Source organism: Fimbriimonas sp. LA-C6 (assembly GCF_055398105.1).
The window spans coordinates 2,420,321-2,442,064 of the sequence record NZ_AP038796.1; the positions used below are offsets into that span (position 1 = coordinate 2,420,321).

At 53.9% G+C, this 21,744-nt stretch carries 23 protein-coding genes; 14 read left to right on the forward strand and 9 right to left on the reverse strand.

The features are described 5' to 3' along the window. Positions 1-1,263 carry a hypothetical protein gene (locus ACZ51B_RS11255; RefSeq protein WP_464293423.1) on the forward strand — a complete coding sequence of 421 codons (1,263 nt, stop codon included), beginning with the start codon at positions 1-3 and terminating at the stop codon, positions 1,261-1,263. A 31-nt stretch (positions 1,264-1,294) separates the two neighbouring features. Here the strand turns inward: ACZ51B_RS11255 and pbfA are convergent, their stop codons facing one another. Together pbfA and ACZ51B_RS11265 are read right to left on the reverse strand one after the other, a co-directional pair. After that, positions 1,295-2,620 carry a (R)-1-hydroxy-2-aminoethylphosphonate ammonia-lyase gene (gene pbfA, locus ACZ51B_RS11260; RefSeq protein WP_464297182.1) on the reverse strand — a complete coding sequence of 442 codons (1,326 nt, stop codon included), beginning with the start codon at positions 2,618-2,620 and terminating at the stop codon, positions 1,295-1,297. 2 nt (positions 2,621-2,622) lie between these two features. After that, a complete protein-coding gene (locus ACZ51B_RS11265) occupies positions 2,623-5,148 on the reverse strand; it encodes an alkaline phosphatase family protein (RefSeq protein WP_464293424.1) in 2,526 nt (841 codons plus the stop codon). 205 nt (positions 5,149-5,353) lie between these two features. Between ACZ51B_RS11265 and argC the strand changes: the two genes are divergently transcribed. Genes argC through ACZ51B_RS11280 form a run of 3 tightly spaced genes read left to right on the forward strand, consistent with a single transcriptional unit; the run spans position 5,354 to position 8,117 of the window. Next, positions 5,354-6,349 carry an N-acetyl-gamma-glutamyl-phosphate reductase gene (gene argC, locus ACZ51B_RS11270; RefSeq protein WP_464293425.1) on the forward strand — a complete coding sequence of 332 codons (996 nt, stop codon included), beginning with the start codon at positions 5,354-5,356 and terminating at the stop codon, positions 6,347-6,349. Positions 6,350-6,399: 50 nt separating this feature from the next. Continuing rightward, the gene (gene argJ, locus ACZ51B_RS11275) at positions 6,400-7,593 is read left to right on the forward strand and encodes a bifunctional glutamate N-acetyltransferase/amino-acid acetyltransferase ArgJ (RefSeq protein ID WP_464293426.1); all 1,194 of its coding nucleotides are present in this window, start codon (positions 6,400-6,402) and stop codon (positions 7,591-7,593) included. A gap of 5 nt (positions 7,594-7,598) precedes the next feature. After that, positions 7,599-8,117 (forward strand): hypothetical protein, encoded by a 519-nt coding sequence (locus ACZ51B_RS11280; RefSeq protein WP_464293427.1) that lies wholly within the window; start codon positions 7,599-7,601, stop codon positions 8,115-8,117. Here the strand turns inward: ACZ51B_RS11280 and ACZ51B_RS11285 are convergent. Genes ACZ51B_RS11285 through ACZ51B_RS11310 form a run of 6 tightly spaced genes read right to left on the reverse strand, consistent with a single transcriptional unit; the run spans position 8,098 to position 12,586 of the window. Further along, entirely contained in the window at positions 8,098-8,988 is an 891-nt protein-coding gene (locus tag ACZ51B_RS11285) for an alpha/beta hydrolase (protein ID WP_464293428.1), read from the reverse strand. The two genes, ACZ51B_RS11280 and ACZ51B_RS11285, sit on opposite strands and share 20 nt — an antisense overlap. Continuing rightward, entirely contained in the window at positions 8,954-9,808 is an 855-nt protein-coding gene (locus ACZ51B_RS11290; RefSeq protein ID WP_464293429.1) for a bifunctional 5,10-methylenetetrahydrofolate dehydrogenase/5,10-methenyltetrahydrofolate cyclohydrolase, read from the reverse strand. The genes ACZ51B_RS11285 and ACZ51B_RS11290 overlap by 35 nt, the downstream gene beginning before the upstream one ends. A gap of 12 nt (positions 9,809-9,820) precedes the next feature. Next, entirely contained in the window at positions 9,821-10,420 is a 600-nt protein-coding gene (gene nusB / locus ACZ51B_RS11295; RefSeq protein ID WP_464293430.1) for a transcription antitermination factor NusB, read from the reverse strand. Continuing rightward, positions 10,420-11,775: an acetyl-CoA carboxylase biotin carboxylase subunit gene (accC, locus tag ACZ51B_RS11300; RefSeq protein ID WP_464293431.1), complete on the reverse strand. Its 1,356-nt coding sequence runs from the start codon at positions 11,773-11,775 to the stop codon at positions 10,420-10,422. The genes nusB and accC overlap by 1 nt, the downstream gene beginning before the upstream one ends. Beyond that, positions 11,775-12,182 carry a hypothetical protein gene (locus tag ACZ51B_RS11305; protein WP_464293432.1) on the reverse strand — a complete coding sequence of 136 codons (408 nt, stop codon included), beginning with the start codon at positions 12,180-12,182 and terminating at the stop codon, positions 11,775-11,777. The genes accC and ACZ51B_RS11305 overlap by 1 nt, the downstream gene beginning before the upstream one ends. Continuing rightward, complete coding sequence (locus tag ACZ51B_RS11310; protein ID WP_464293433.1) at positions 12,179-12,586, reverse strand: acetyl-CoA carboxylase biotin carboxyl carrier protein; 408 nt, start codon at positions 12,584-12,586, stop codon at positions 12,179-12,181. Before ACZ51B_RS11310 ends, ACZ51B_RS11305 begins: the two co-directional genes overlap by 4 nt. Before the next feature lie 329 nt (positions 12,587-12,915). Between ACZ51B_RS11310 and ACZ51B_RS11315 the strand changes: the two genes are divergently transcribed. From ACZ51B_RS11315 to ACZ51B_RS11355, 9 genes are all read left to right on the forward strand, one after another. Next, entirely contained in the window at positions 12,916-13,542 is a 627-nt protein-coding gene (locus ACZ51B_RS11315; protein WP_464293434.1) for a chemotaxis protein CheC, read from the forward strand. A gap of 148 nt (positions 13,543-13,690) precedes the next feature. Next, entirely contained in the window at positions 13,691-14,053 is a 363-nt protein-coding gene (locus tag ACZ51B_RS11320; RefSeq protein ID WP_464293435.1) for a chemotaxis protein CheD, read from the forward strand. Continuing rightward, positions 14,035-14,919, forward strand: coding sequence for an HDOD domain-containing protein (locus ACZ51B_RS11325; RefSeq protein ID WP_464293436.1), 885 nt, complete (start codon positions 14,035-14,037; stop codon positions 14,917-14,919). The genes ACZ51B_RS11320 and ACZ51B_RS11325 overlap by 19 nt, the downstream gene beginning before the upstream one ends. Next, positions 14,916-15,950: a protein-glutamate methylesterase/protein-glutamine glutaminase gene (locus ACZ51B_RS11330; RefSeq protein ID WP_464293437.1), complete on the forward strand. Its 1,035-nt coding sequence runs from the start codon at positions 14,916-14,918 to the stop codon at positions 15,948-15,950. Before ACZ51B_RS11325 ends, ACZ51B_RS11330 begins: the two co-directional genes overlap by 4 nt. Beyond that, the gene (locus tag ACZ51B_RS11335; protein WP_464293438.1) at positions 15,940-16,746 is read left to right on the forward strand and encodes a CheR family methyltransferase; all 807 of its coding nucleotides are present in this window, start codon (positions 15,940-15,942) and stop codon (positions 16,744-16,746) included. Before ACZ51B_RS11330 ends, ACZ51B_RS11335 begins: the two co-directional genes overlap by 11 nt. Then, on the forward strand, positions 16,728-17,090 hold the full coding sequence (locus tag ACZ51B_RS11340) for a response regulator (RefSeq protein ID WP_464293439.1): 363 nt from the start codon (positions 16,728-16,730) through the stop codon (positions 17,088-17,090). The genes ACZ51B_RS11335 and ACZ51B_RS11340 overlap by 19 nt, the downstream gene beginning before the upstream one ends. A gap of 2 nt (positions 17,091-17,092) precedes the next feature. Further along, complete coding sequence (locus tag ACZ51B_RS11345; RefSeq protein WP_464293440.1) at positions 17,093-17,572, forward strand: chemotaxis protein CheX; 480 nt, start codon at positions 17,093-17,095, stop codon at positions 17,570-17,572. A gap of 125 nt (positions 17,573-17,697) precedes the next feature. Continuing rightward, complete coding sequence (locus ACZ51B_RS11350) at positions 17,698-18,561, forward strand: M48 family metallopeptidase (protein WP_464293441.1); 864 nt, start codon at positions 17,698-17,700, stop codon at positions 18,559-18,561. A 767-nt stretch (positions 18,562-19,328) separates the two neighbouring features. Then, positions 19,329-20,117, forward strand: a complete 789-nt coding sequence (locus tag ACZ51B_RS11355) for an MlaE family ABC transporter permease (RefSeq protein ID WP_464293442.1) — start codon at positions 19,329-19,331, stop codon at positions 20,115-20,117. Here ACZ51B_RS11355 and ACZ51B_RS11360 read toward each other — a convergent pair. Continuing rightward, entirely contained in the window at positions 20,094-20,471 is a 378-nt protein-coding gene (locus ACZ51B_RS11360; RefSeq protein ID WP_464293443.1) for a hypothetical protein, read from the reverse strand. The genes ACZ51B_RS11355 and ACZ51B_RS11360 overlap by 24 nt on opposite strands. Before the next feature lie 47 nt (positions 20,472-20,518). Here ACZ51B_RS11360 and ACZ51B_RS11365 point away from each other — a divergent pair, with 47 nt between their 5' ends. Then, positions 20,519-21,730 carry a DUF3472 domain-containing protein gene (locus tag ACZ51B_RS11365; protein ID WP_464293444.1) on the forward strand — a complete coding sequence of 404 codons (1,212 nt, stop codon included), beginning with the start codon at positions 20,519-20,521 and terminating at the stop codon, positions 21,728-21,730. Positions 21,731-21,744: the final 14 nt, after the last annotated feature.

Below are 21,744 nucleotides of genomic sequence, written 5' to 3' on the forward strand. Positions count from 1 at the left end.
ATGTTTCGTAAACATACTGGGTTTGTTGCTCTTCTATGTGCGGTCCTCACTTGCGGATGCGGTGGGTTATTTGGAGCGCGTGGTGCCTCGCCATCTGCCTCCAACAACGTCGTAGTGAACTTCGATTGGACTGGTCTTCTTGCGCGAAGCGCCCCAACCAGCACCATTCGTGCCGATATGTATTCAGCTGCTGGCGTTCTTCTCAGCAGCCGAAAAGCCAACATGCCGACAACAGGCACCACCACCCAATTAATACTTCCTGGGGCGACTGGGAGCGAAGTCCAGATCGTGCTCTCCGAATTTGGATCGGTCGATGCATCCGGTCAGCCCAATGCGGTTGCACGGTGTACTAAAACCGTAAGCTCAGTTGAACCTGTTCAGATTGCTTCTCATGCAACGGCTGTGACACGAATTGCCGTGGATCAGACGGCGATGACTCTCACAAGCGGTGGCTCTCGCACGCTCGTCGTGACAGGCTATTCCAGCACCGGCGCCGTGGTCGCTTTGAGTCCCTACGGTTTGACTTGGACCTCAAGCAACCCTGACAAAGCATCGGTAAAGGCAAAACTCACCGATGCCTCTGCCGTTATTCAGGGCATTGCCGAAGGAACGTCCACCATCGCGGTTCATGACACTCTTGGGAACTATGCGGCTCCTGTGACGGCAACAGTAAGCCCACTCCTTGGCGCGTCTCCTATCGACCATCTCTCGCTCGGAGCTCCCACGATCACAATGGGAGTGGGTGAGCAGATCCAACTGTCCGCGCACGCATTTGATGCAAGCGGCAAGGAAGTCAGCATGCCTTGGATCAGCTGGACTTCGTCAACTGGCAACGTGACAGTGGACAATCCCGAGTACTGCGTGTACGCCAGGCTGATTGGAAATTCAGAAGGAACGTCCACCGTGACCATCACAGATCCAGCTTCCGGAAAGACGGCAAGCGTCGCTGTGACGGTTTCTGGCACGCCCGTGTACACCATGCACACCACGCAGTCCTCCTATACGTTCACCTCAGACATCGTGGCGGGTGACTACGATTTCGGCTTTACAGACCAGCACGGCAATAAGGTCTCCCTCATCGGTCGCAACATCTCTGTCACTTCGTCCAACGAGAACATCGTGGAAGGATCGATCTTTGAGATGTATCCGCTGAGACAGCTCGTGATCACCCCTCTCGGGTTTGTGGGAGATGGGCAACTAACCATTACCGATCACGGCTCCGGTGTTTCCACGGTCGTTTCAGTTCACGTAGTGAAGCGCTAGATCAAAAGGAGGGCACTCAAGAAGTGCCCTCCTAACTTGCTGAAAGGGCAGCGTCCAAGATCTCCACAGTTCGCATAAGATCTTCTTCAGAAATCACAAGTGCCGGGGCAAGCGTAAGAATCGTGCCCGAGGAGACCTTGAAGCTCATGCCGTGCTCAAGGCAGTAGTACATCACACGCTCTGCCTCAGAAGGATCGCTTAGCTCAACCGCAACCTGGAAACCCAACCCGCGCACAGCGACCACCGAAGCGCGCTTCGTAGCCATCGCCTCCAGAGCTTTCACGTATTGAATGCCCAACCGATGGGCTCGTTCCACAAGGTTCTCTTCCTGGATCACATCCAGCGTAGCAACGGCCGCAGCACACCCTACCGAGCTTTTCTCATGGGTGTAATGCCCAAGTGCAATGTGTTTGGCAACGTCAAGATCTTCACGGGCGATGACGGCAGCCATTGGGAAGACAGCACCACCCAACCCTTTGCCGATCACGATCATATCAGGAACAACGCCAGTCCACTCAGTCGCAAACATCGCGCCCGTGCGGCCCAAGCATGTTGGGATTTCATCAAAGATGAGCAGCGTGCCGCGGCGATCGCAAGCTTCTCGAATCCGCTTCCAATAACCAGCAGGTGGAGGCGCCACAGTCGTGCACCGAACAGGCTCCGCAATGACGGCACACACATCGCCCTCTTTCTCTAGGACGTATTCCAAGTACGACGCGCACGTCAGGTTACAAGTCCCGCGACATTGGAGAGGACATCGGCGAGGATCTGCTGGCGGCACATGCTCGGTACCCGGCATCAACGGACCGATATCTTTTCGGAACAGGTCCTCCCCACCCACCGACACAGCATCCAGCGAAGCCCCATGGAATGAGTCCCACATCGAAACGGTCTTGAACCGACCAGTCGCAACCCGTGCGAGTTTCAGAGCAATCCCAATCGCCGCAGTCCCACCCGGAGCAAAGAGCACCTTATTGAGGTTCCCCGGGGCAAGCGTTCCTAGCCTCTGCGCCAACTCGATGGCTGCATCGTTGGTATACCGTCGAGGGCAGAACGGCAGCGTATCAAGCTGATCCTTGATGGCTTGAATAACCTTCGGGTGGCCATATCCCACCTGGTGAACGCTATTCCCGTGAAAGTCCAAATACTGCCGACCTTGCACATCCTCGATATAGGCTCCCTTCGCCGAGCGCAGGGCGTTGAGGCAGGGCGTCGAAAGTGACTGATGCAAGAACGCATCGCTATCCTCTTGCAGGGTTTCGAAAGTCTCCGCGCTGAGGTTCGACACCTGCCATTGCGCACGACGGGACGATAGGTTGATGTCCCCTTCAGCTGTTCCTACGGGTTCAAGCACGATCTCTAGTCGTCCCCGCCAGGTCGCTCGTTCGGTCGAGCCGGATACGGCGTCCCATCCTTGTGCAAGCTTGCCCAGATAATGCGATTCAGCCAATAGGAGTCTGGGCCGTCGATGTGGCTCCAGTTGAGTGAGCGTGTCTTCTCAGCCCAATACTTGTCCTGAGAAGACATGGCTGTCTTGCGTCCAGGATTAGGCTCATCAAGCGGAATGTTGTTCGGCTTCGCCTTGAAAGCCGTCAGATCAGGCTTGTCAGCAAAACAGGAATCGATCGGCTTACTCAGTGCGTCGAACCGGTTCATCGGGTCAAGTCCAAGCATCATCTCAATCGACCGCAACATATTGGTCGTTGTATACAGGTTGTGATCGACCGTGTGTCGCCGGTTGTACGGGCTGATGACCAGATAAGAAGTCCGGTGTCCGTCCACATGGTCGGGGCCCGATTGGGCATCGTCCTCAATCACAAAGATGCACGTGTTCTTCCACTCTTTGCTCTTGGAGATCGCCTCTACAACGCGACCCAGTGCCAAGTCATTGTCCGCCATCATCGCCCGTGGGCTTGGGTAGTTCGGATCAGTGCCTTCACTATGGTCGCAGCAAAGGCTCAACACCATCAAGTTCGGCACCTTGTTCTGCTGGCTATAGCTGGTGTACTCCTTGATAAACTCATCTGCTCGCGACTGATCGCTCTGAATAAGAGGCCAGTAGTGAACTCGTGGGTTCACGTAGGGCTTCAGACCATTCACATGAGTGTGAGGCACATAGGTGAACTTGTTCGTTCCCTTCTTGCGATCTTCCCATGCTTCAAACCAATCCTTGGGTCGATACGGCAAATATTCAGCCATCGCATCATCGCAGAACTCTCCGTAGACCCGGATCGATTTCTTCTTCTTGGCAGCAGCATCCCAGATGCAACCTCCCGTCGAGATCGACATGGCGCAGTCTCCGTCATCTGGATAAGTTCGCGAGTAGCCCACATAGAAGTGCTCAAGGTAGTCGTTCGCAAGCGCCTGCGTGCTCCAGGCATGACCGTCCGCACTGTTCGTACCGCTCACATACCCATTGTCAAACAAGGTGAATTCTCGCGCCAGCGCACGATGGTTCGGCATGATCTTCTCGCCAATGCTGCAAAGCTTAGGATCGCCGTTCCCTTCCGGCATATCCCCGTAAATCTCATCGTAGGTGCGGTTCTCCTTGATGATGTACAGAACGTGCTTAATCTCGCCGTTGTAAACAGGAAGGTTCGGCCGAGGCAGTTTCCGATCCCATCCATTGTTGTCCGCAACAATCTTAGACTGATCTCCTAGATTCTTGGACAGATCAATAACCGAGATCGTGCCTTCAAAGTTGTGAGCATTTCCAATGCGGCCATAAGCGGTGTTCGAAACAGAGCCGTTTCCTTTCGAGTTCAAAACAAACGCTTTGTTATCGGAGACCGCCAGCGCGATTGGGAAGTAACCCGCAGGTCGGAAGCCAAGAACCTTTCCAGACTTCAGGTCGATCTCGCACAGCGCATTGTCACCACCGGAACACGCATAAAGTGTCTGACCTTTGATCGCGAGCGCACAAGGCATGCTCCCAATCACCCGCATCTTGCCCCACCGAATCGGGATTGTCCGCAATACAGACTTGGAGCGAAGGTCCAACTCCGAAATGCTGTCGCTCATCGTATTGGCAACATACAGCTTATCGCCGCTGACCACCATGTCGGAGGGGTGAATGCCAACCTCAATATCCTTTCGCTCGTTCGATTTCAGGTCGATCAACGAGACCGTTCCAGAGGCGGGAGCACCACGCTCGTCCACCACGATTTGAGAGTTGCCAGTTTGGGAGTGCAGATCGTCTTTCTTAGGTTCACGTCCACCCCAGTTGCTCACGATGAGGGTCTGCTCATCTTCACTCAACTTCGCGGCAAACGGCACCATTCCCACTGGGATTCGTCGCACCCGCTTATTGGTCTGGAGATCCACTTCTACAACGCTATTGAGATTGGCAGCGGCAACATACAATCGCCTACCGTCCTTGGTGATAGCCATTCCGCCTGGTGCAGGATTATCAGGTTCACCGCTTGCGTTCAGAGGAATCTCTACATCAACCTTCAGCTTGTTACCCTCCAAGACGTAGGACTGAATCGAGCCGTCAGCAATCGCGTTGCCACCTTTCTCACCCGTGGTGACGAACAAACGCGACCCGTCAGGACTCCACGCAATGCCCCTAAACCCTGGAGAGTTAGAAAGAGGAGCGGCACTGTTTTCCACGACACCCTCAGCTGTCGCCAGAAACACTTTGCCTTGGCTAAGAACAGCACAGACTTTGCCATTGGGATGCAGGGCGAGGTCACTCGGGCGGCCTCTAAAACTAATCGCGCCACCTACAATGTGCTGTCCAGTACTGACCACATAGCTGCCATCCGGCTGTTTGCCCAATGTGACCGTCTTGGCACCCACCACGGCAAATCCAACCACCCCCAACGAGACGAGGGCAAGTGCGGCATATCTCCAGGAAATCGCGTTATTCGGCAAGACAGGCATATAGAACTACTCCCAGGCACCAGTATGCGTCCACATCTGTTAAGGCATCTGACCGTTGCATGGAAATGCAATAAACTCGGTAGGTTTGAACGTGTTGGGTTCCACTTCTACTTCTCTTCAATCGGAAGTTAGACGGCCTCCAAACGGCCCAAGTTTGAACCTGAAATGGCACGATTTAGGCTCGGGAAGGTACCCTCTTCTTCTTATGTCGGAGATCACGGTAGCAATTGTCGGAGCGAGTGGCTATGGAGGCGCGGAGATCGTCCGCCTGCTTTCAGCACACCCTCGTACCAAGATTGTCTCTGTAACATCCGGCCGCAGCGCAGGTAAACCGCTGCGGGAAGAATGCCCATGGCTTGCCACCGATCTCATCTTAGAGAGCTTTGAACCAGAGAAGATCGAGGCAGACTTTACGTTCTTGTGCTTGGAGTCGGGCTTCGCGATGGAGCACGCGGAAACGCTCCTGAAACGCACCCGTGTGATCGATCTGTCCGCAGACTTTCGGTTGAAAGATCTCGAATCATACAAGACCTACTACAAGAACGAGCACAAAGCACCTGATATCAAAGCTGCGTACGGTTTGCCAGAGCTGGTGGATAAATCTGGCATCGCAATGGCGGATCTCGTCGCGAACCCAGGCTGCTATCCTACCGCCACTCTGCTTGCGGTGATGCCGCTCGTAAAAGCAGGACTCGTTACCGGCGTGCCAGTAATCGATGCCAAATCAGGCGTGTCAGGCGCCGGCCGTTCGCGCAAAGAAACCGAGTACATGTTCTCCGAGCTAGATGGCGGATTCAGAGCGTACGCGGTGGATGGTCACCGGCATACACCCGAGATTGAGCAGATGCTGGGCAGACCCATTCGGTTCACCCCGCACCTCATTCCAACCCCGCGCGGAATCCACACCACGGCACACGTACCTATCAGCCATGTGGATGACATCGTAGGCCTCTACAACGAGTTTTATAAAGACAGCATCTTTGTGGATGTCGTCTCGGCACCTCCAGTCACCAAACAGGTTCACGGCTCCAATCGCTGCCTCATCTACCCGGTTTACGATTCACGTACGGGATATGCAGTGATCTGCTCCGTGATCGACAATCTAATCAAAGGTGCTGCTGGCCAGGCGATCCAGAACATGAACATCATGGCTGGTCTCCCAGAAGAGAGCGGGTTACCCCGTAACGCTGTCTGGCCCTAAACCCGTTCGTCCCTCACTCCCCAACAAGAAGACATATTTTGCATAGACCCATGATCCCTCTCGGCTTTACTTACTCTGGTGTTCGATGCGGCTTGAAAAACAAGCGCAATGACCTCGGCCTGATCCTCTCGGATCGCCCCGCGCGTGCCGCAGGTGTGCTCACCACCAACCAAGTTCGTGCCGCATGTGTCGATGCAACCCGTCAAGCTCTCGCCGATGGCGTTTTGCAGGCGATCGTCGTGAACAGTGGCAACGCGAACTGCTGCACGGGTGTGCAAGGCGCACAAGACGCACAACGGATGATTGAACTGACGGCAAACGCCCTCCACGTAGATCCCAACCAAGTTGCGGTGGCCAGCACAGGAGTCATCGGACACTTGCTAGACATGCACAAGGTCGAACAGGGCGTGATCGAAGCCTCCCGCAAAATGGGCACCGATATCAAGCCGTTCATGGAAGCGATTCTCACCACCGACCTAGTGGAGAAGTGGGCCGCATGTTCCATTGACAATCTAACTGTCTACTCCCCTGCCAACGCACAGGGGCCAGCAGAAGACAGCGATGGAAGAATCTATGGCGTCGCGAAAGGCAGCGGCATGATCGCGCCCAACATGGCGACGATGCTCTCCTTTATCACGACCGATCTCGATCTCGAAGGGGTAGATCTCCAAGCACTCGTCAAACGAGTTGCAGATAAAAGCTTCAACTGCATGACCGTAGACGGCGATACCAGCACCAACGACATGCTGATCGTCATGGCAAACGGTGCCAGCGGGGTCAAACCCGATCCTCGAACATTTGAGGAAGCACTCACCAACATCTGCGTCTCTCTTGCCAAACAGGTCGCGCGAGACGGAGAAGGCGCTACCAAGCTCGTCGAAGTTCAGGTTAAGGGTACAAGCGATCCAACAAAAGTAGCTCGAACCATTGCCGAGTCTCCACTCGTCAAAACAGCGATGTTCGGATGCGACCCCAATTGGGGACGCATTTTGATGGCAGCAGGTCGAGCGGGAGTCCCATTTCCTGTTTCGGATGTACGTCTGGCGCTTCGAGTGAAGGACGATGAGTACGTATTGTTCGAAAATTCTGGGCCAGCCCCGTTTGATGCAAAACGCGTCTCAGCTGCTCTCAAATCCGATCATGTGGTCATAGACCTAGAGTTGGGCGAAGGAGGTTCGGCAACGATCTTCACTTGCGACTTTGGGTACGGATATGTTCGGATCAACGCTGAGTACCATACATGAAACATTTGAGTCCTAAGGTTTGGTTTGCGGCGAGCAGTGTTGCAATCGCTGCCATGATTGGGTGTGGAGGAGAAACGGGTTCGTCCATCTCGGATCCATTCGGAACCTCTTCTGGAACAAGTTCAGGAAGCTCCAGCGGCACCAGTGGCGGTACCGTGTCCGGCACCCTGGATCTGGTCGCCGTTGCAGGCACTCTTAAGGGATCGTTTGCTGGCAGCAATACATCGGGTGCGAAGTATGTGGGCACGGCAACCGGTACGCTCTCATCGACGGGCAGCCTCACACTTAACTATGTCGCTGGCCCAGCATCGTTCCCAGTCACGATGAAACGAACGTTTACTGGAACACTCAACACAAAGGGCGTGTTCACTGGAACGACTGATGGCAACCTCAAAGCTACGGGTGGCTTGTGGATTTCAACTGACCAGGGGACTTACACCTTCACCATCACCTGGGCAACCAAAATCGCAAACACCACCCAGTACATGACGAGCACCGAACTGTTTACTTTGAAGAAGCAATAAGCTTCTTCGCAAACTCGGTGACGTGAAGAACGTATCCCTTGGGGTCGGTTTCGTAGCATGCGGCATGCTGTGCCCCAGGGACCACCCACATCGGGCAGCCCGCCGCCTGAGAAAGCCTCTCAGCTTGACTGCGTACCATCAGCGTGTCCTCGCCACCTTGAATAACTAACGCCGGTTTTCCTACCCAAAGTGCAGCCTGTTCTACAGGACGGACCGTTTCTGGCTTGAGGCCGGTCATGTACTTTGCATAGGTGACCACCGGAGCGAGTACGATGCCGCCACCCGGAATCTTGCGATTGAAGAAGCGATCCATGGCCTCGCTGAAACTAGCGAACGCACCCTCAGAAATGATCCCATCAATGGTCGGATCCTTTGCAGAGGCGATCCAAGCGGCTGATCCGCCCATGGAGATCCCGAGCACCACGACCTTTTTGGTTCCTCGACTACGAGCCCAAGCACAAGCATCCACGATGGTCTGAGCCTCCGTGAGACCAAAGCCAACCCGCTTCACTGGACTTGCATCCTGACCCGGCATCGACAGCGCAACTGAGTCGAATCCCGCCTTTTTGAGGTCCTCCATCGGCTTCGCCCACCTATCGCGACTGCCGCCGTAGCCATGAGCCAAAACGAAAACCAGTTCGGAGGGTTTACCGTCAGCCAGATCCGGTGTGGCCCAACTCGGAGTCTGTCCCTGGGTTGTCGGAACGTCTAGCTCAACCAGTCCTTTGGGTGGAGGAGGTGAGACATGACGGATCGGCGAAATGTAGCCTCGTGCTGCGTTATAGCAGAACAAAAGGTATACACCCACGATCACCAAGAGATAGGCAAGCACACGTCTACGGGTTCTGCTTTTCGGCTGCTTCGACTGCATTGGTTAAGAGGCTCGCGACGGTCATCGGTCCGACGCCGCCTGGAACAGGGGTAATCCAGCTTGCTACCTCTTTGGCAGATTCAAAGTCGACATCGCCAACATCGCCCTTTCGACCCTCCACCTTGTTGTAGCCAGCATCAATGACAACGGCACCTGGCTTAATCCAGTCACCCTTAACCATCTCAGCTCGCCCAACAGCAGCAACCACAATATCCGCGTTACGGCAAATATCGGGGAGGTTCTGCGTACGGCTATGAGCCACGGTTACAGTGCAGTTCTTTTGGAGAAGCATCAGTGCCATCGGTTTGCCTAAGATAACGCTTCTTCCAATGACAACGGCGTTCTTTCCTTCTAGCGGTAGGCCGTAATGCTCAAGAATCTTGATGATTCCCAAGGGTGTCGCACAGCGATAACCTGGAAGATCAGCAACAAGGCGACCCAACGACTGAGGCGTGATGCCGTCCGCATCCTTGTCCGCACCCAAGGTCATCAGCGCCTCATTCTCGTCAAGATGCTTCGGAAGCGGGTGCTGAATCAGCACACCATGCACTTTTGGATTGGCATTGAGCTCTCGGATCTTGGCGAGCAACTCTTCTTGGGTCGTCTGCTCGTTAATCTCAAACGACTCTCCCTCCATGCCAGCCGTCTCGGCCCACTTTCGCTTCATACGGACGTAGGCCAGGCTCGATGGATCTTGCGCCGCTACCAATACATCCAAGCGCGGGGTGATGCCGCGCAACTTCAGAGCGTCAACGCGCTCCTTAAGTTCGGCGCGAACTTGTTTACTTAATGCTAAGCCGTCTAGTATCTGAGCGCTCATAAGGATTCCTGTCTAGTCTTTGTCGGTCAGAGCCGGGATCGTGGTATCGCCACTTCGGAGGGTCCAGCCGCCAAGACGTTGAACTTTCTTGGCCTCTTCAGATCCTTCCTCAAGAGTGATTTCTTCCACTTCCGCTTCGGGTTCCGGCTCGTTTGGTTCTTCAGCGAACTCAGGCGGGGCTGTCGTAGCGTCCCAATCTACTTTAGGGGTCAACTCGATATAGCTGCCAAGAACGCCGTTCACAAACCGACCACTCTCCACGGTGGAGTATTTCTTAGCAATCTCAATCGCTTCATTGATCGTAACTGCCGGCGGGATGGCTGGTTCGTACAGCAATTCGTAGGCAGCGATCCGCAGGATATTGCGGTCGACGACAGCAATTCGTTCGTAATCGTAATCTTTGATCAGGGGTGACAGGCCTCGATCGATGACACCAAGGTTTGTGCGAACACCTCGCACAATCGTCTCCATATAGGTTGCCAGGTCAGTGGGGAGGTCGGAGTGTTCTGCAACTTCGCTGATAGCAAAGGTGAGCGGAGCGTGCCCTACTTCAATTTCATAGAGTGCGCGCATCGCGGCTTCCCGTGCTTTTCGGCGAGAGCGAACTGCCATTAGTTAGCTTCACCCGCCAGGAAACGCGGCACGAAGCCGGTGTTGAAGTTACCAGTGGTATAGCCCTCAGAAGCGATCAAGCGTCGAAGGAACGGAATATTCGTTGCAACCCCCGACACCTCGAACTCTTCCAATGCGGTTGCGAGCTTTTGCACGGCTTCAGGTCGGGTATTTGCTTTCACAATAAGTTTGGCCAACATCGGGTCGTAGAACGGAGACACGCTGTACCCCGCGTAGCAGTGCGTTTCCATGCGAATACCTCGTCCACCAGGAGCTCTCCAACCCGTGATCAGTCCAGTTGAGGGAGCAAAGTCTTTATCTGGGTCCTGAGCGGTGATTCGGGCCTCAATGGCGTGACCACTCAGCTTCACATCGCTCTGAGTGATGGGCAGCTTCTCTCCGCTGGCAATTCGAAGCATCAGGTGTACCAAGTCAATGCCCGTGATCTCTTCGGTGATCGGATGCTCCACCTGAAGACGAGTGTTCATTTCCAAGAAGTAGAACTTGTTTTCGGAATCAACAAGGAACTCAACAGTGCCAGCATTCTGGTACCCCACGCTCTGAGCAACTTTGACGGACGCCTCACCCATCGCACGACGGACATCTTCGGGAAGATCCACATACGGCGCCTCTTCCACAATCTTCTGGTGTCGGAGATTCTGAATGGAACACTCGCGCTCACCGAGGTAAACCATGTTGCCGTAAGAGTCGCCGATCACCTGGATCTCAACATGACGAGGGTTCACCACGAACTTCTCAATGAGAATCTCGCCCGATCCAAAAGATGCCTGGGCCTCAGCCTGAGCCGTTTTCCATAGTCCTGCCAACTCTTCAGGAGCATCAACGCGTCGAATGCCGCGTCCGCCGCCACCCGCAACAGCCTTGAGCAAAACAGGGTAGCCGATCTCCTCAGCGACTGCGAGAGCGTCGTTCTCATTGGCGACTGCACCATCGCTCCCAGGCACAACAGGGCATCCTGAACGAATGGCGGCATGCTTCGCGCTTGCCTTGTCACCCATCGCTTCGATTGCTTCAGTCGGGGGACCAACAAACTTAATCCCGAGGGAGTTCAGAGCAACCGCAAAGTTAGCGCGTTCACTGAAATAGCCATAACCTGGGTGGACCGCCTCTGCACCAGAGATTTGGCAAGCCATGAGGATGTTGGCGAGGTTCAAATAGGAGTCTGTGTTAGAACCAGCACCCACACAGATCGCCTCATCAGCGATCTTTACATGCAGACTCTCTCGATCAGCCTCGCTGTATACAGCAACACTCTTAATTCCAAGTTCACGGCAACCGCGTATAACTCGACACGCGATCTCGCCTCGATTTGCAATGAGGACCTTTTTAAGCATCAGTATTTCTCATGCCCTGGGTGAACGCAATGCACTGTTCCTGTAGCTGGATCGTACTGATACGGTTCTTTTCCAAGTGGGCAGCGGTAAAAATCTTGTCCCAGTTTTGTATCCGGCAGAGTTGCTGGAAACTGGTCTTCGTTGGAGGATTGATAAACGGTAATGGATTGGCGAAGCTGCCCGATATTGCTACGGCAAACTTCGTCCTTGGCCGAATATCGAGCAGCACCCAGAACGGTGGTGCCTTTCCCGTCTTTTCGTGCAGGAGCCGAGTCGGACTTGCCAAACACCGATGAGCCCTTAAACAGCACCACCACCAAGATCAGGATGATCACCACAGTGACCATGGTTCCAACGAGGCTATTCCCTCGTTCTTGATGATGGGGTGTCAAAGGGCTATGTTTCATGGCCTTACCTTGGCGATAACGTAGTTGTAGTCTACAGGTTGATCCGCTTGAACGAGAAGCTCCACCACCTCTCCGTCAACCTTCGATTCAATATCGTTTGCGATACCGAGTGCAACCACCACACCAACCACCTGGCCCTTGGCAACCCTGTCGCCAATTTTGAGAGCAGGTGTTGCTTCGCGGAAATAGCCAACGGCGGAGGACGTGACGTTCAGGAGAGCCGGTTCGACCGGACTACCCGAATCAGCAGGTGCAGCAGGAGCCTTCGCTTTGGGCAAGCTTTTCTTGGGAGATAGCTTTGCTGAGAATGAGTCGTCGCCTTTGGAGACTTCGACCTCAGCATAACCATTGCGCCTTGCGGTGCTTAATGCTTGGCGTACGAGTTCGAGATCGAGACCAGCCATGGACCCACCAGTGTACCTGCGCGGGCATTTAGGGTGAGGGTTTTGCCGCTCGTGAACTAGCTAGCTTTCTCCTCATCCCTCAAATCATGTCGATCAGCCAAAAAAATCCGGGGCGAAAACGGTTCCGTCCCGGAGAGGAGAATTGTTGCTGTCTCGTGAAGGTCGCTTAACATGCGACTCTCGATATTGTTAACTCTTTACAGTCACTTACATATATACAAGACGTCCGAGCGCTGCATTCGGCCCGCGTTTTTACTGGCATTTTTTCACAATCGTTTATGGAATGACCTCTATGGCGAGCCGTATAACGGCAATCGGTGAGGGGGACAATGGCAGGCGAACAGATTAAACTTGGATTGCTCGAACAAAGTGCGGTTCGAGAGATGGCAAATATAGGCTTAGGTCACGCGACAACCGCGTTGGCAACAATGACCGGCAAGCTCTTTCACATGAGCATTCCGGACGCCGAATCGGTCCCACTCGAAGAGATACCAGTAAAGCTCGGTGGGGGAGAAGCACTCTCTGTAGGCATCTTCATGCCGATTGATGGCGACACCGGCGGTCACATCGCATTTTTGAGTCCTTGGGAGTCCGCTCAGGCCCTATGGGACATGTTGTTGGGTGAGCATCCGAATGAAGTTGCAGACCTCACAAGCCTGCACGCTTCAGCACTCTTAGAAGTCGGGAACATTATCAATTCCAGCTTCCTGTGTGCGATTTCTGACATGACAAACCTTCAGTTGGAATCGACACCACCGAACATGTGTATCGATATGAGCGCCGCGGTGCTCAGCACAATTGTTTGCCACGCGTCTATGACAGATGCCGCGGCTCTCGCCATTCGAACTACGATCTCAGACGAAAAGAATGTGGTCGAAGGGTTCTTCGTTTTCATTCCCACGGTAGGCGGATTACACACGCTCTTCAAAGCCCTGGGAATTCCGGAGGCTGCTTAATATGGCCGTTTCAGCAAGCGTTCTCGTGGGCATGGCCGAAATCCACATAGGAAAAAACACAGGACAATTTACATGTCTTGGCCTTGGAAGTTGTATAGGTCTCTGCATTTTGGACCCAGTGTCGAAAATCGGAGGCGTGGCACACATCATGTTGCCGGAATCTTTCCCGGATAAGCCCGTGGAAAAGCCCGGAAAATTTGCAGACACTGGAGTTCGCAAGTTAATTGCCGATTTAGAAAGTATGGGTGCCAACCGCAGTCGAATGAAAATCGCATTGGTAGGGGGCGCACAGGTGTTTAAGTTTGGCGAGGGTACGCCTGGCCGAATGGACATTGGTGCGCGAAACGCCGCTGCGGTCATCGAGCACCTCAAGGCCATGGGACTGAAGGCAATAGCTCAAGAAACAGGTGGACATGAAGGTCGCACCTGCGTTATGACGATCGAGACGGGAATCGTTCGCGTTCGATCCGTGTCTAAGGGGGAGAAAGATTTATGCAACCTCGCAGCGTAAATCAAACCGCAACCTTGACTCTCGACGACCTCGTGAGTCGAACGACGGACTTGCCCTCGATTCCCGCTGCTGCAATTGCAGTCATGCGAGAAGCCGACAGCCCACAGGGTTCTGCAGCAACAGTCGCGAAGTATTTGGGACAAGACCAGTCTCTCACCATTCGCGTCTTACGGCTCGCAAACTCTAGCTATTACGGTTTGTCACGAAAAGTGACCGATGTTCCAGAGGCCGTCGTGGTCCTCGGAATGCGATGTGTGAAGAACTTGGCAATGGTGGCCAGCACCTACCCATGGATGATGAAACCTCTGAAAGGCTACGACCTCGGTCCAAGCCAAATGTGGGCTCACTCCTTTGGTGTGGCTGTCGGCGCACAGATGTTGGCAACTCACACAAAGAAAGCTTCGCCAGATGTGGCGTTTACAGCTGGTTTGTTGCACGACCTCGGAAAGGTTGTCCTGAGCGTGTGGATGGAAAACAAGATCGCTACGATGGCAAGCATCGCCGACAAAGGCGGACTGTCATTCGATAGCGTGGAGCGCAAAGTCCTCGGTTTTGATCACCAAGACGTAGGCGCGCATCTCGCTCGACAATGGAATCTTCCCGAGCAGTTGGTGGAGTGTATGGCTTTCCATCACCGACCCAACGAGTGCGACCCACCAAGCACACTGGTTGACTGTGTCCACTTGGCGGACTACCTGACCATGACAATGGGGTTAGGAGTTGGTGGAGACGGTTTATGTTACGAGGTTTCGGAAGCTTCCATGGAGCGACTAGGTATCGATCCAGACGAGCTACCGTTGCTTGCTAGTGAATTTCTAGAGAGCTACGAGAAGCACGAGAAGCTCTTTGAGGTGTTAAAGGCGTGAAAAAGACACGAATTCTCGTTGTAGACGACTCTCCCTTGATTCGTCAGATCCTCACGGACATGTTAAAGGCAGAGCCTGACATGGAAGTGATTGGACAGGCTCGAAACGGCGCTGAAGCACTTCAGATGACCAACGAACTGCGTCCGGATGTGGTGACACTCGATGTGGAGATGCCGAAGGTAAACGGCCTTGAGGCCCTGCGAAACATCATGCAGGAAGTCCCGACGCCAGTGATTATGGTGAGCACGCTCACCGCAGCAGGTACGTCCACCACCATGGAAGCTCTCGCTGCTGGCGCCTTCGACTTCGTCTGCAAACCGCAGAACGGAGCCCTGACCGCTCTCAAGCACGTTCGGATGGACCTTGTAGAAAAGATCCGATCCGCACGATATGCACGAGTGGGCAGGTCCATCGCACCAGCACCCAAGCCAGTGCAGCCAATTGCAACCACTGACAAGGTTGTGGTGGTAGCCAGCTCCACAGGCGGCCCCCGCGCACTCGGTGTCTTCTTCGAGTCGCTTCCAAAAGGCTTTCCAGCACCTATCGTGATCGTTCAGCACATGCCTCCAGGTTTCGTTGCCAGCTTGGCAAACCGACTCAGCGGATATGGAACGGTTCCCTGCTCCGAGGCTAAGAAGGGCGATAAGGTGACTCCTGGTCGAGCGTTTATCGCGCCAGCTGGATATCACATGCGAATTCGCAAGAGTGGCGAGTTCGAATTTGATACAGAACCAACACTCAACGGAGTCCGACCAGCAGCTGATCACCTCTTTGACAGTGCCGCAAAGGTCTATGGCAATCGCTGTATAGGCGTTGTCCTCACTGGCATGGGCAAAGATGGCGCAGATGGTAGCAAAGCTATCAAGAGCGCTGGAGGAACTATTTTTACCGAAAGCGAAGAGACGTGCACGATCTTCGGCATGCCGAAGGCCACCGTGGCTCTCGGAATCGTCGATGCACAGTATCCAATTAACAACATGGCTTCCGCTGTAACTGGAGCCCTCAAAGGGAGGTTAGAGCGTGCGAGTTGAAAACTGGAGTGAGTTTTACGCGGCTTTGAAGCGGAAAAATGGCCTGGACCTAAACCTGTACAAGCAGGAACAACTCCAACGCCGAATCCTCACCATGCTCGAACAGCGTGGCTTCAAAAAGCTCGAAGAACTCGGCAAGTTGATTCAAGAGGATCCTAAGGAGCTCGAGAACTTCCTGGACAAGCTAGCCATTAACGTAAGCGAGCTTTTCCGAAACCCCGAGAAATGGGTGGAACTTGAGAAACAGGTCATCCCAGACCTTCTCAAAAGATCCCCCAAGCTCAAGTGCTGGAGTGCAGGCTGTTCCTTCGGAGCAGAGGCCCACACCCTAGCCATGATCCTGGATAACAAGTTTAAGAATAGCCATACGGTACTTGGCTCAGACATCGACATTGCAGCTCTCAACCAAGCAGGAAGAGGCGAATTTATCGAGAATGACATGCGTGGAGTCCCTAAGGAGTATCGAGAAAAATACTTCGACAAAGACGGCACGCAGTACCGTGCTAAGCCAATTCTTAAAGGCTATCTTTCGTTCAAAAGGTCCAACTTGCTTGCGGACCGAATGGATACAGGATACGACTTAATCATGTGCCGCAATGTTGTGATTTATTTCACAGATCCGGCCAAGGAAGAACTCTACCGAAGGTTCTACGATGCCCTTAAACCAGGTGGCGTTCTCTTCGTTGGAAGCACAGAGCGAATTTTTAGCTCAAAAGATATCGGATTTGAATCAAGTATTCCGTTTTTTTACCGAAAACCTCTTGAGGGGGAAAGACAATGGCGAAACGCATCTTAATTACTGACGACGCACTCTTCATGCGGGTGACCTTGAAGAACATATTGACGCAGAACGGCTACGAGGTCGTAGGCGAGGCCTCCAACGGTCTCGAATCGGTGGCGCTCTTCAAGGAGCTCAAACCCGACGTAGTAACCATGGACATTACAATGCCAGAGATGGATGGCATCTCAGCGCTCAAGGAGATCCGATCGATCGACCCAGGCGCAATGGTCGTAATGTGCACTGCAATGGGGCAAAAGAACATGGTTGTAGAAGCCATTCAGGCCGGAGCTAAGGACTTCATCGTGAAGCCTTTCTCACCTGAACGAGTTCTGGAGGCCATGACCAAGCTGGCGGCTTAACTATGAAAGTACAGTATGTAAGCCCATTTGCTGAGGGGGCCGTGGCGGTCTTCGAAATGCTCACTGGGCTCAAACCAGAGCGAGGACAACTCTCGGCAAAGCCAGAGTTGTTCACGGGACAGCAAATCAATATTCTTTGCGGGATCACCGGGCAGATTGAGGGCCTGGTTATCTATGGAATGAACACGGCAACTGCAGACGCAATCGCCAGCAAGATGATCGGAGCGCCCGTGGTGACCTTCGATCAGCTCGCTGCGAGTGCGATTGCTGAGCTCGGCAACATGATCAGCGGTCACTCTGCATCGAAACTTGCAGGGCAGGGCTTCCTGTGTGACATCACACCACCAACGATCATTCGAGGCACAAACGTTAAAGTTTCCACCCTTGATATCCCCGCACTTTGCATTCCTTTGGAGATTCCGGGAATCGGTACCTTCGAAGTGAACGTGAGTTTGAAAGAACGACAAGCGCAAGCTGCCTAAAGCAGCCTGCGCCTTGCCGAGGGCTTTCGCCATCACCGGACTCGTTTGCCGAACACTGCTGTTCGGCAAACTTCTGGGACCTTCGATGCAACCCACGACGGTTCCTGTCGTAAGCTAGAAGTGTAATGGCCGAGCGAAAGATACTCACAGGCATCACCCCAGACGCATTCGTGTCCGATGCCGATAAATGGGCCCTAGATAAACTGAAGCACGTACCACTCCTTCCCATGGTAATGAGGAAGTTCTACGAAGTGGGATTCGATCGATGGTTCTATTGCATGAACATGTCGATGTCCGTGCGATGTGGCCCCAAGCAGTACCCGACTCTCTATCGGATCATGCAAGAGTCGTGCAAAGTGCTCGACATGCCCGAACCCGAGCTGTACATCAGCTCACACCCAGTTCCAAACGCCTTCGCAGGCGGAGTCGAGCGCCCTTACATCACGTTGCGCTCGGGAATCGTCAACAATCTCACAGACGAACAGCTCTACTATCTCATCGGCCATGAGCTCGGCCACATCAAAGCAGACCACGTTCTGTATTTCTCCGTCGCTGCTGTGCTGGCCCAGATCTTGGAACTTCTCGGACGCCGAACCCTCGGCGCCAGCGATGTCGCAAGCTACGCCCTCATCGCAGCATTCTGCGAGTGGTCCCGACAAGCCGAATTCAGTGCCGATCGCGCAGGCCTCATCGTCTCACAATCTCTCGATGACAGCATCGGATCGCTGATCTCACTCACCGCTGGTCCCAACCGACTATCCGACGAACAAAGCCTCGAAGCCTTCATGGACCAGGCCCGTGCCTACCAGAACGCCGACCCAATCGACCAGATCGGCAAGGTCATCCTGTTCTGGATGTTCGGCCAGTACTTCACCCACCCAATGCCTGTACACAGAGCTCAGGAACTAGAACGCTGGCACAACAGTGGTGCTTTCGAGCGCATCATGGCTGGCGACTATGAACGCAAGAAAGAAGCCGCAGGCGTCTAACAGATTGAGATCTCAATCTATGTGAACCTTCCAGGACAATGAATGCACGAACCGGTGTGAAATTGGAAAGCTCGGAACTTGCATTCAGTCTTGAACGATTGTTGAAGGCAATCCTGGTCACGCTGTGTGTAACGGCGTTGTGGCACACGGCTACCGTGCGATTCTTTGAGGTCTATTCCAAAACATTGTACGAATGGCGTCAGCCAAGAACCGAGTTCGCATTTCTACCACCTGTTTCCGTCCCAACGTTGTGCATCTGTGTCGCGCTTGGCACGCTAGCTGTGTACAAAAGGTCCTCAATCGTCCCACTCTTGCTAATGGGCGCGTTCACCAGAATGACCTTCTATGTGATGGCATGGTCGGGCCCCGGAGATCTACTAAACGCTATTGAGCCCCTAATCACGCTTCGCCTAGTCCTGCCATGGGTAACGATTCTGCTCACGGGAATCACGCTGGCTGCCTGGATTTCCTTTTCCTCCTCTGGCTCTCAATTCAGGATTTCGAGGCGAGGTGGGAAAACTACGGAAAACTTGCAGAGGCCCGATAGCATTGGGAACATCTAGTGTTGAGACGCCGCGTACTCCACCTGAATCGGTTTCTTAGGAAGCTGACGTGGCAATATCCAGAAGAAATAGATCGAGGCAACCAGGCAAAACAGCAGTAGCCAAGGAAAAGGCTCTGGTTTGCTAGAGAATCCTCTTCGATTTGCTTTGCCCACGGTAGGGAAAGAATACCTCTGAGAGCCCGGGTCCGCTAAACTACCAGGTATGGCGCTTAGCTCACAACGGACGAGCTTCCTCGAATCGGTCGGAAATCCCGTGGTGACTTTCCTTACGTTCGTGGGAGAGTGCGCCATCATCCTTGCAGATGCTGTCCGCCGTTTGTTCAGCAGACCCTTCGAGTGGCAAGAGACCGTCAACCAGATGGCGTTCATCGGTGTTTCCAGCATTCCCATCGTGGCGCTCACCGGCTTCTTCAGCGGAGCTGTTTTGGCACTCTATCTCACCCAGTTCCTAGGCCAGTACGGAGCGTCCGGATTTGTTGGTGCAACCGTAGGTCTCACCGTCACACGCGAAATGGGACCCGTGCTTGCAGGCATCATGGTCGCGGCAAGGTGTGGCAGCGCCATGTCGGCCCAAATCGGCTCCATGGCGGTCACAGAGCAGATCGATGCCCTCAAAATGCTGAGCGTCAACCCCACCAACTACCTCGTGATCCCGAGGGTGATTGCAGGCCTCACAATGCTGCCTCTGCTCACCCTGGTGTGTGTCTACGCGGGAATCACGGGCGGGATCCTAGTCGCGATGACCGAGAACCTTCCTGCCAGCGCATTCCTTCAGTCCGTCCAGCAATACGTCAAGCCAGAAGACCTCATCAAAGGCTGCCTCAAAACCCCCACTTTCGGGCTGATCGTCGCCATCGTCGCCTGCCAGCAGGGAATGCGGACAAAAGACGGTGCAGTTGGAGTCGGCCGCGCTACCACCAACACGGTCGTCATCGGAATGGTGTTGATCTATATCGCAAACTTCTTGCTAGCCCGCGTCATGTACCACTAGGCTCTCAATCCCAGCGATCAAAGCGGGAAGTTGATCTTGCAGAAGCCGAAACACCAAGCGGACCTCGTTCAAATAGTCGGGAGCATTCTGTAGGTTCACCGACACATGAAAGTCGCCCCGCTTTCCCATAGCAAACTCCACCCGCAGGCAGTTGGACTGTGCGTCAAAGAGATATGCCCCAGCCCCAAAATCTAGAAGTTCTTGCACACCAAGCGCCCAGGTGTTCAGCTGGTCATAGTCCAGATCCGTTTCGTAAGAGGCATACAACCAAGACGTCTTCCCTACAATCTTGTACCGCCCGCTCGGAAGCCGCTCGATTCCGAGAAGCTGATCCTCTTGAATAAGCTGAAACACCCCTAAAGTGTGGCCAATTTATTCTCGCTTTAGAAGAATGAGGTTTGATGAAGCAGATGACTCCGCTCCTGCTCCTCGCAATGCTCACTCAAGTTCAAGTGCATGTCCCAGCATTCACTGCCTACCTTGAGCCCAATCCAGATGCGTTCGAAGTAGAGGGAGGCGATGCCTACGCACGCTGGAATAACCCAGATACTCACGTGCTCTGGTACGGAAAAATCAACCAGACCGGTCAGTTAAACGCCCATGTGCGTTTCAACAAATCGGCCGCTGGCAGCTCTTATAAGCTCGAGTTCGATGGCAAGTCTCATACAGCTAAAGCAGATGAATCAGGCGATGTGAATTTCGGCCACTACCAGGTCTCCAAAGAAGGATATAAGCGATTCAAACTGGTGTCCCTAGGCGACAAAGGCCAGTCCCAAGGTGTGCCCGTAGAGCTCGTTTTGGATGGCCCCGCAGCCTCAGGCGCCCACTTCAACCTAAAGGCCCGCCGAAATGCAGCCTCCGTACATCTCGGATACCCCACGGAGCGCGGTGCCAAGATCGTCAAGTTCTACAACGAAATCGTAGCTCGCGAAGAGCCAATCTACACCTACTACATGGCCTGTGGCTTCCACCGAGGCTATTTCGGCATGCAGGTCAATGGCCCCAAGGAAAGACGCGTGATCTTCAGCATCTGGGATGCAGGCAACGAAGCAGTCGACCGCAACAAGGTATCTCAAGACAACCGTGTCCGCCTCCTCGCTAAAGGAACGAACGTGGTCGCGGGCGACTTCGGCAACGAGGGCACGGGCGGACACAGCCACCTTGTATACAACTGGAAGAAAGGGGAAACCTACCGCTTCATGGTCACGGTTAAGCCCGAGGGAGACAAGACCACCTACTCCGGCTACTTCTACTTCCCCGAGAAGAAGTCATGGGGACTCATCGCAACCTTCCGAGCACCTAAAGACGGGACCTACCTCGGAGGGCTCTACTCGTTCAATGAGAACTTCGGAGGATCAAACGGAAACCTGCTACGCCGAGCAGAGTTTCGCAACCAGTGGATCCAAACCGAAGATGGCAAATGGAGCGAACTCACAAGAGCACGATTCACACACGACGCCACCGGCTACCAAGATCGTAAAGACTACGCCGCAGGTGCCCTTGCCCAAGGATTCTATCTATCCAACGGCGGCTACGTGGACAACGGAATCAAGCTGGGAGATAGCTTCGAGAGAAAGCCCCTCGGCAAGAAGCCAACGGACTTTCCCTACTGATCAAAAACAAAGCA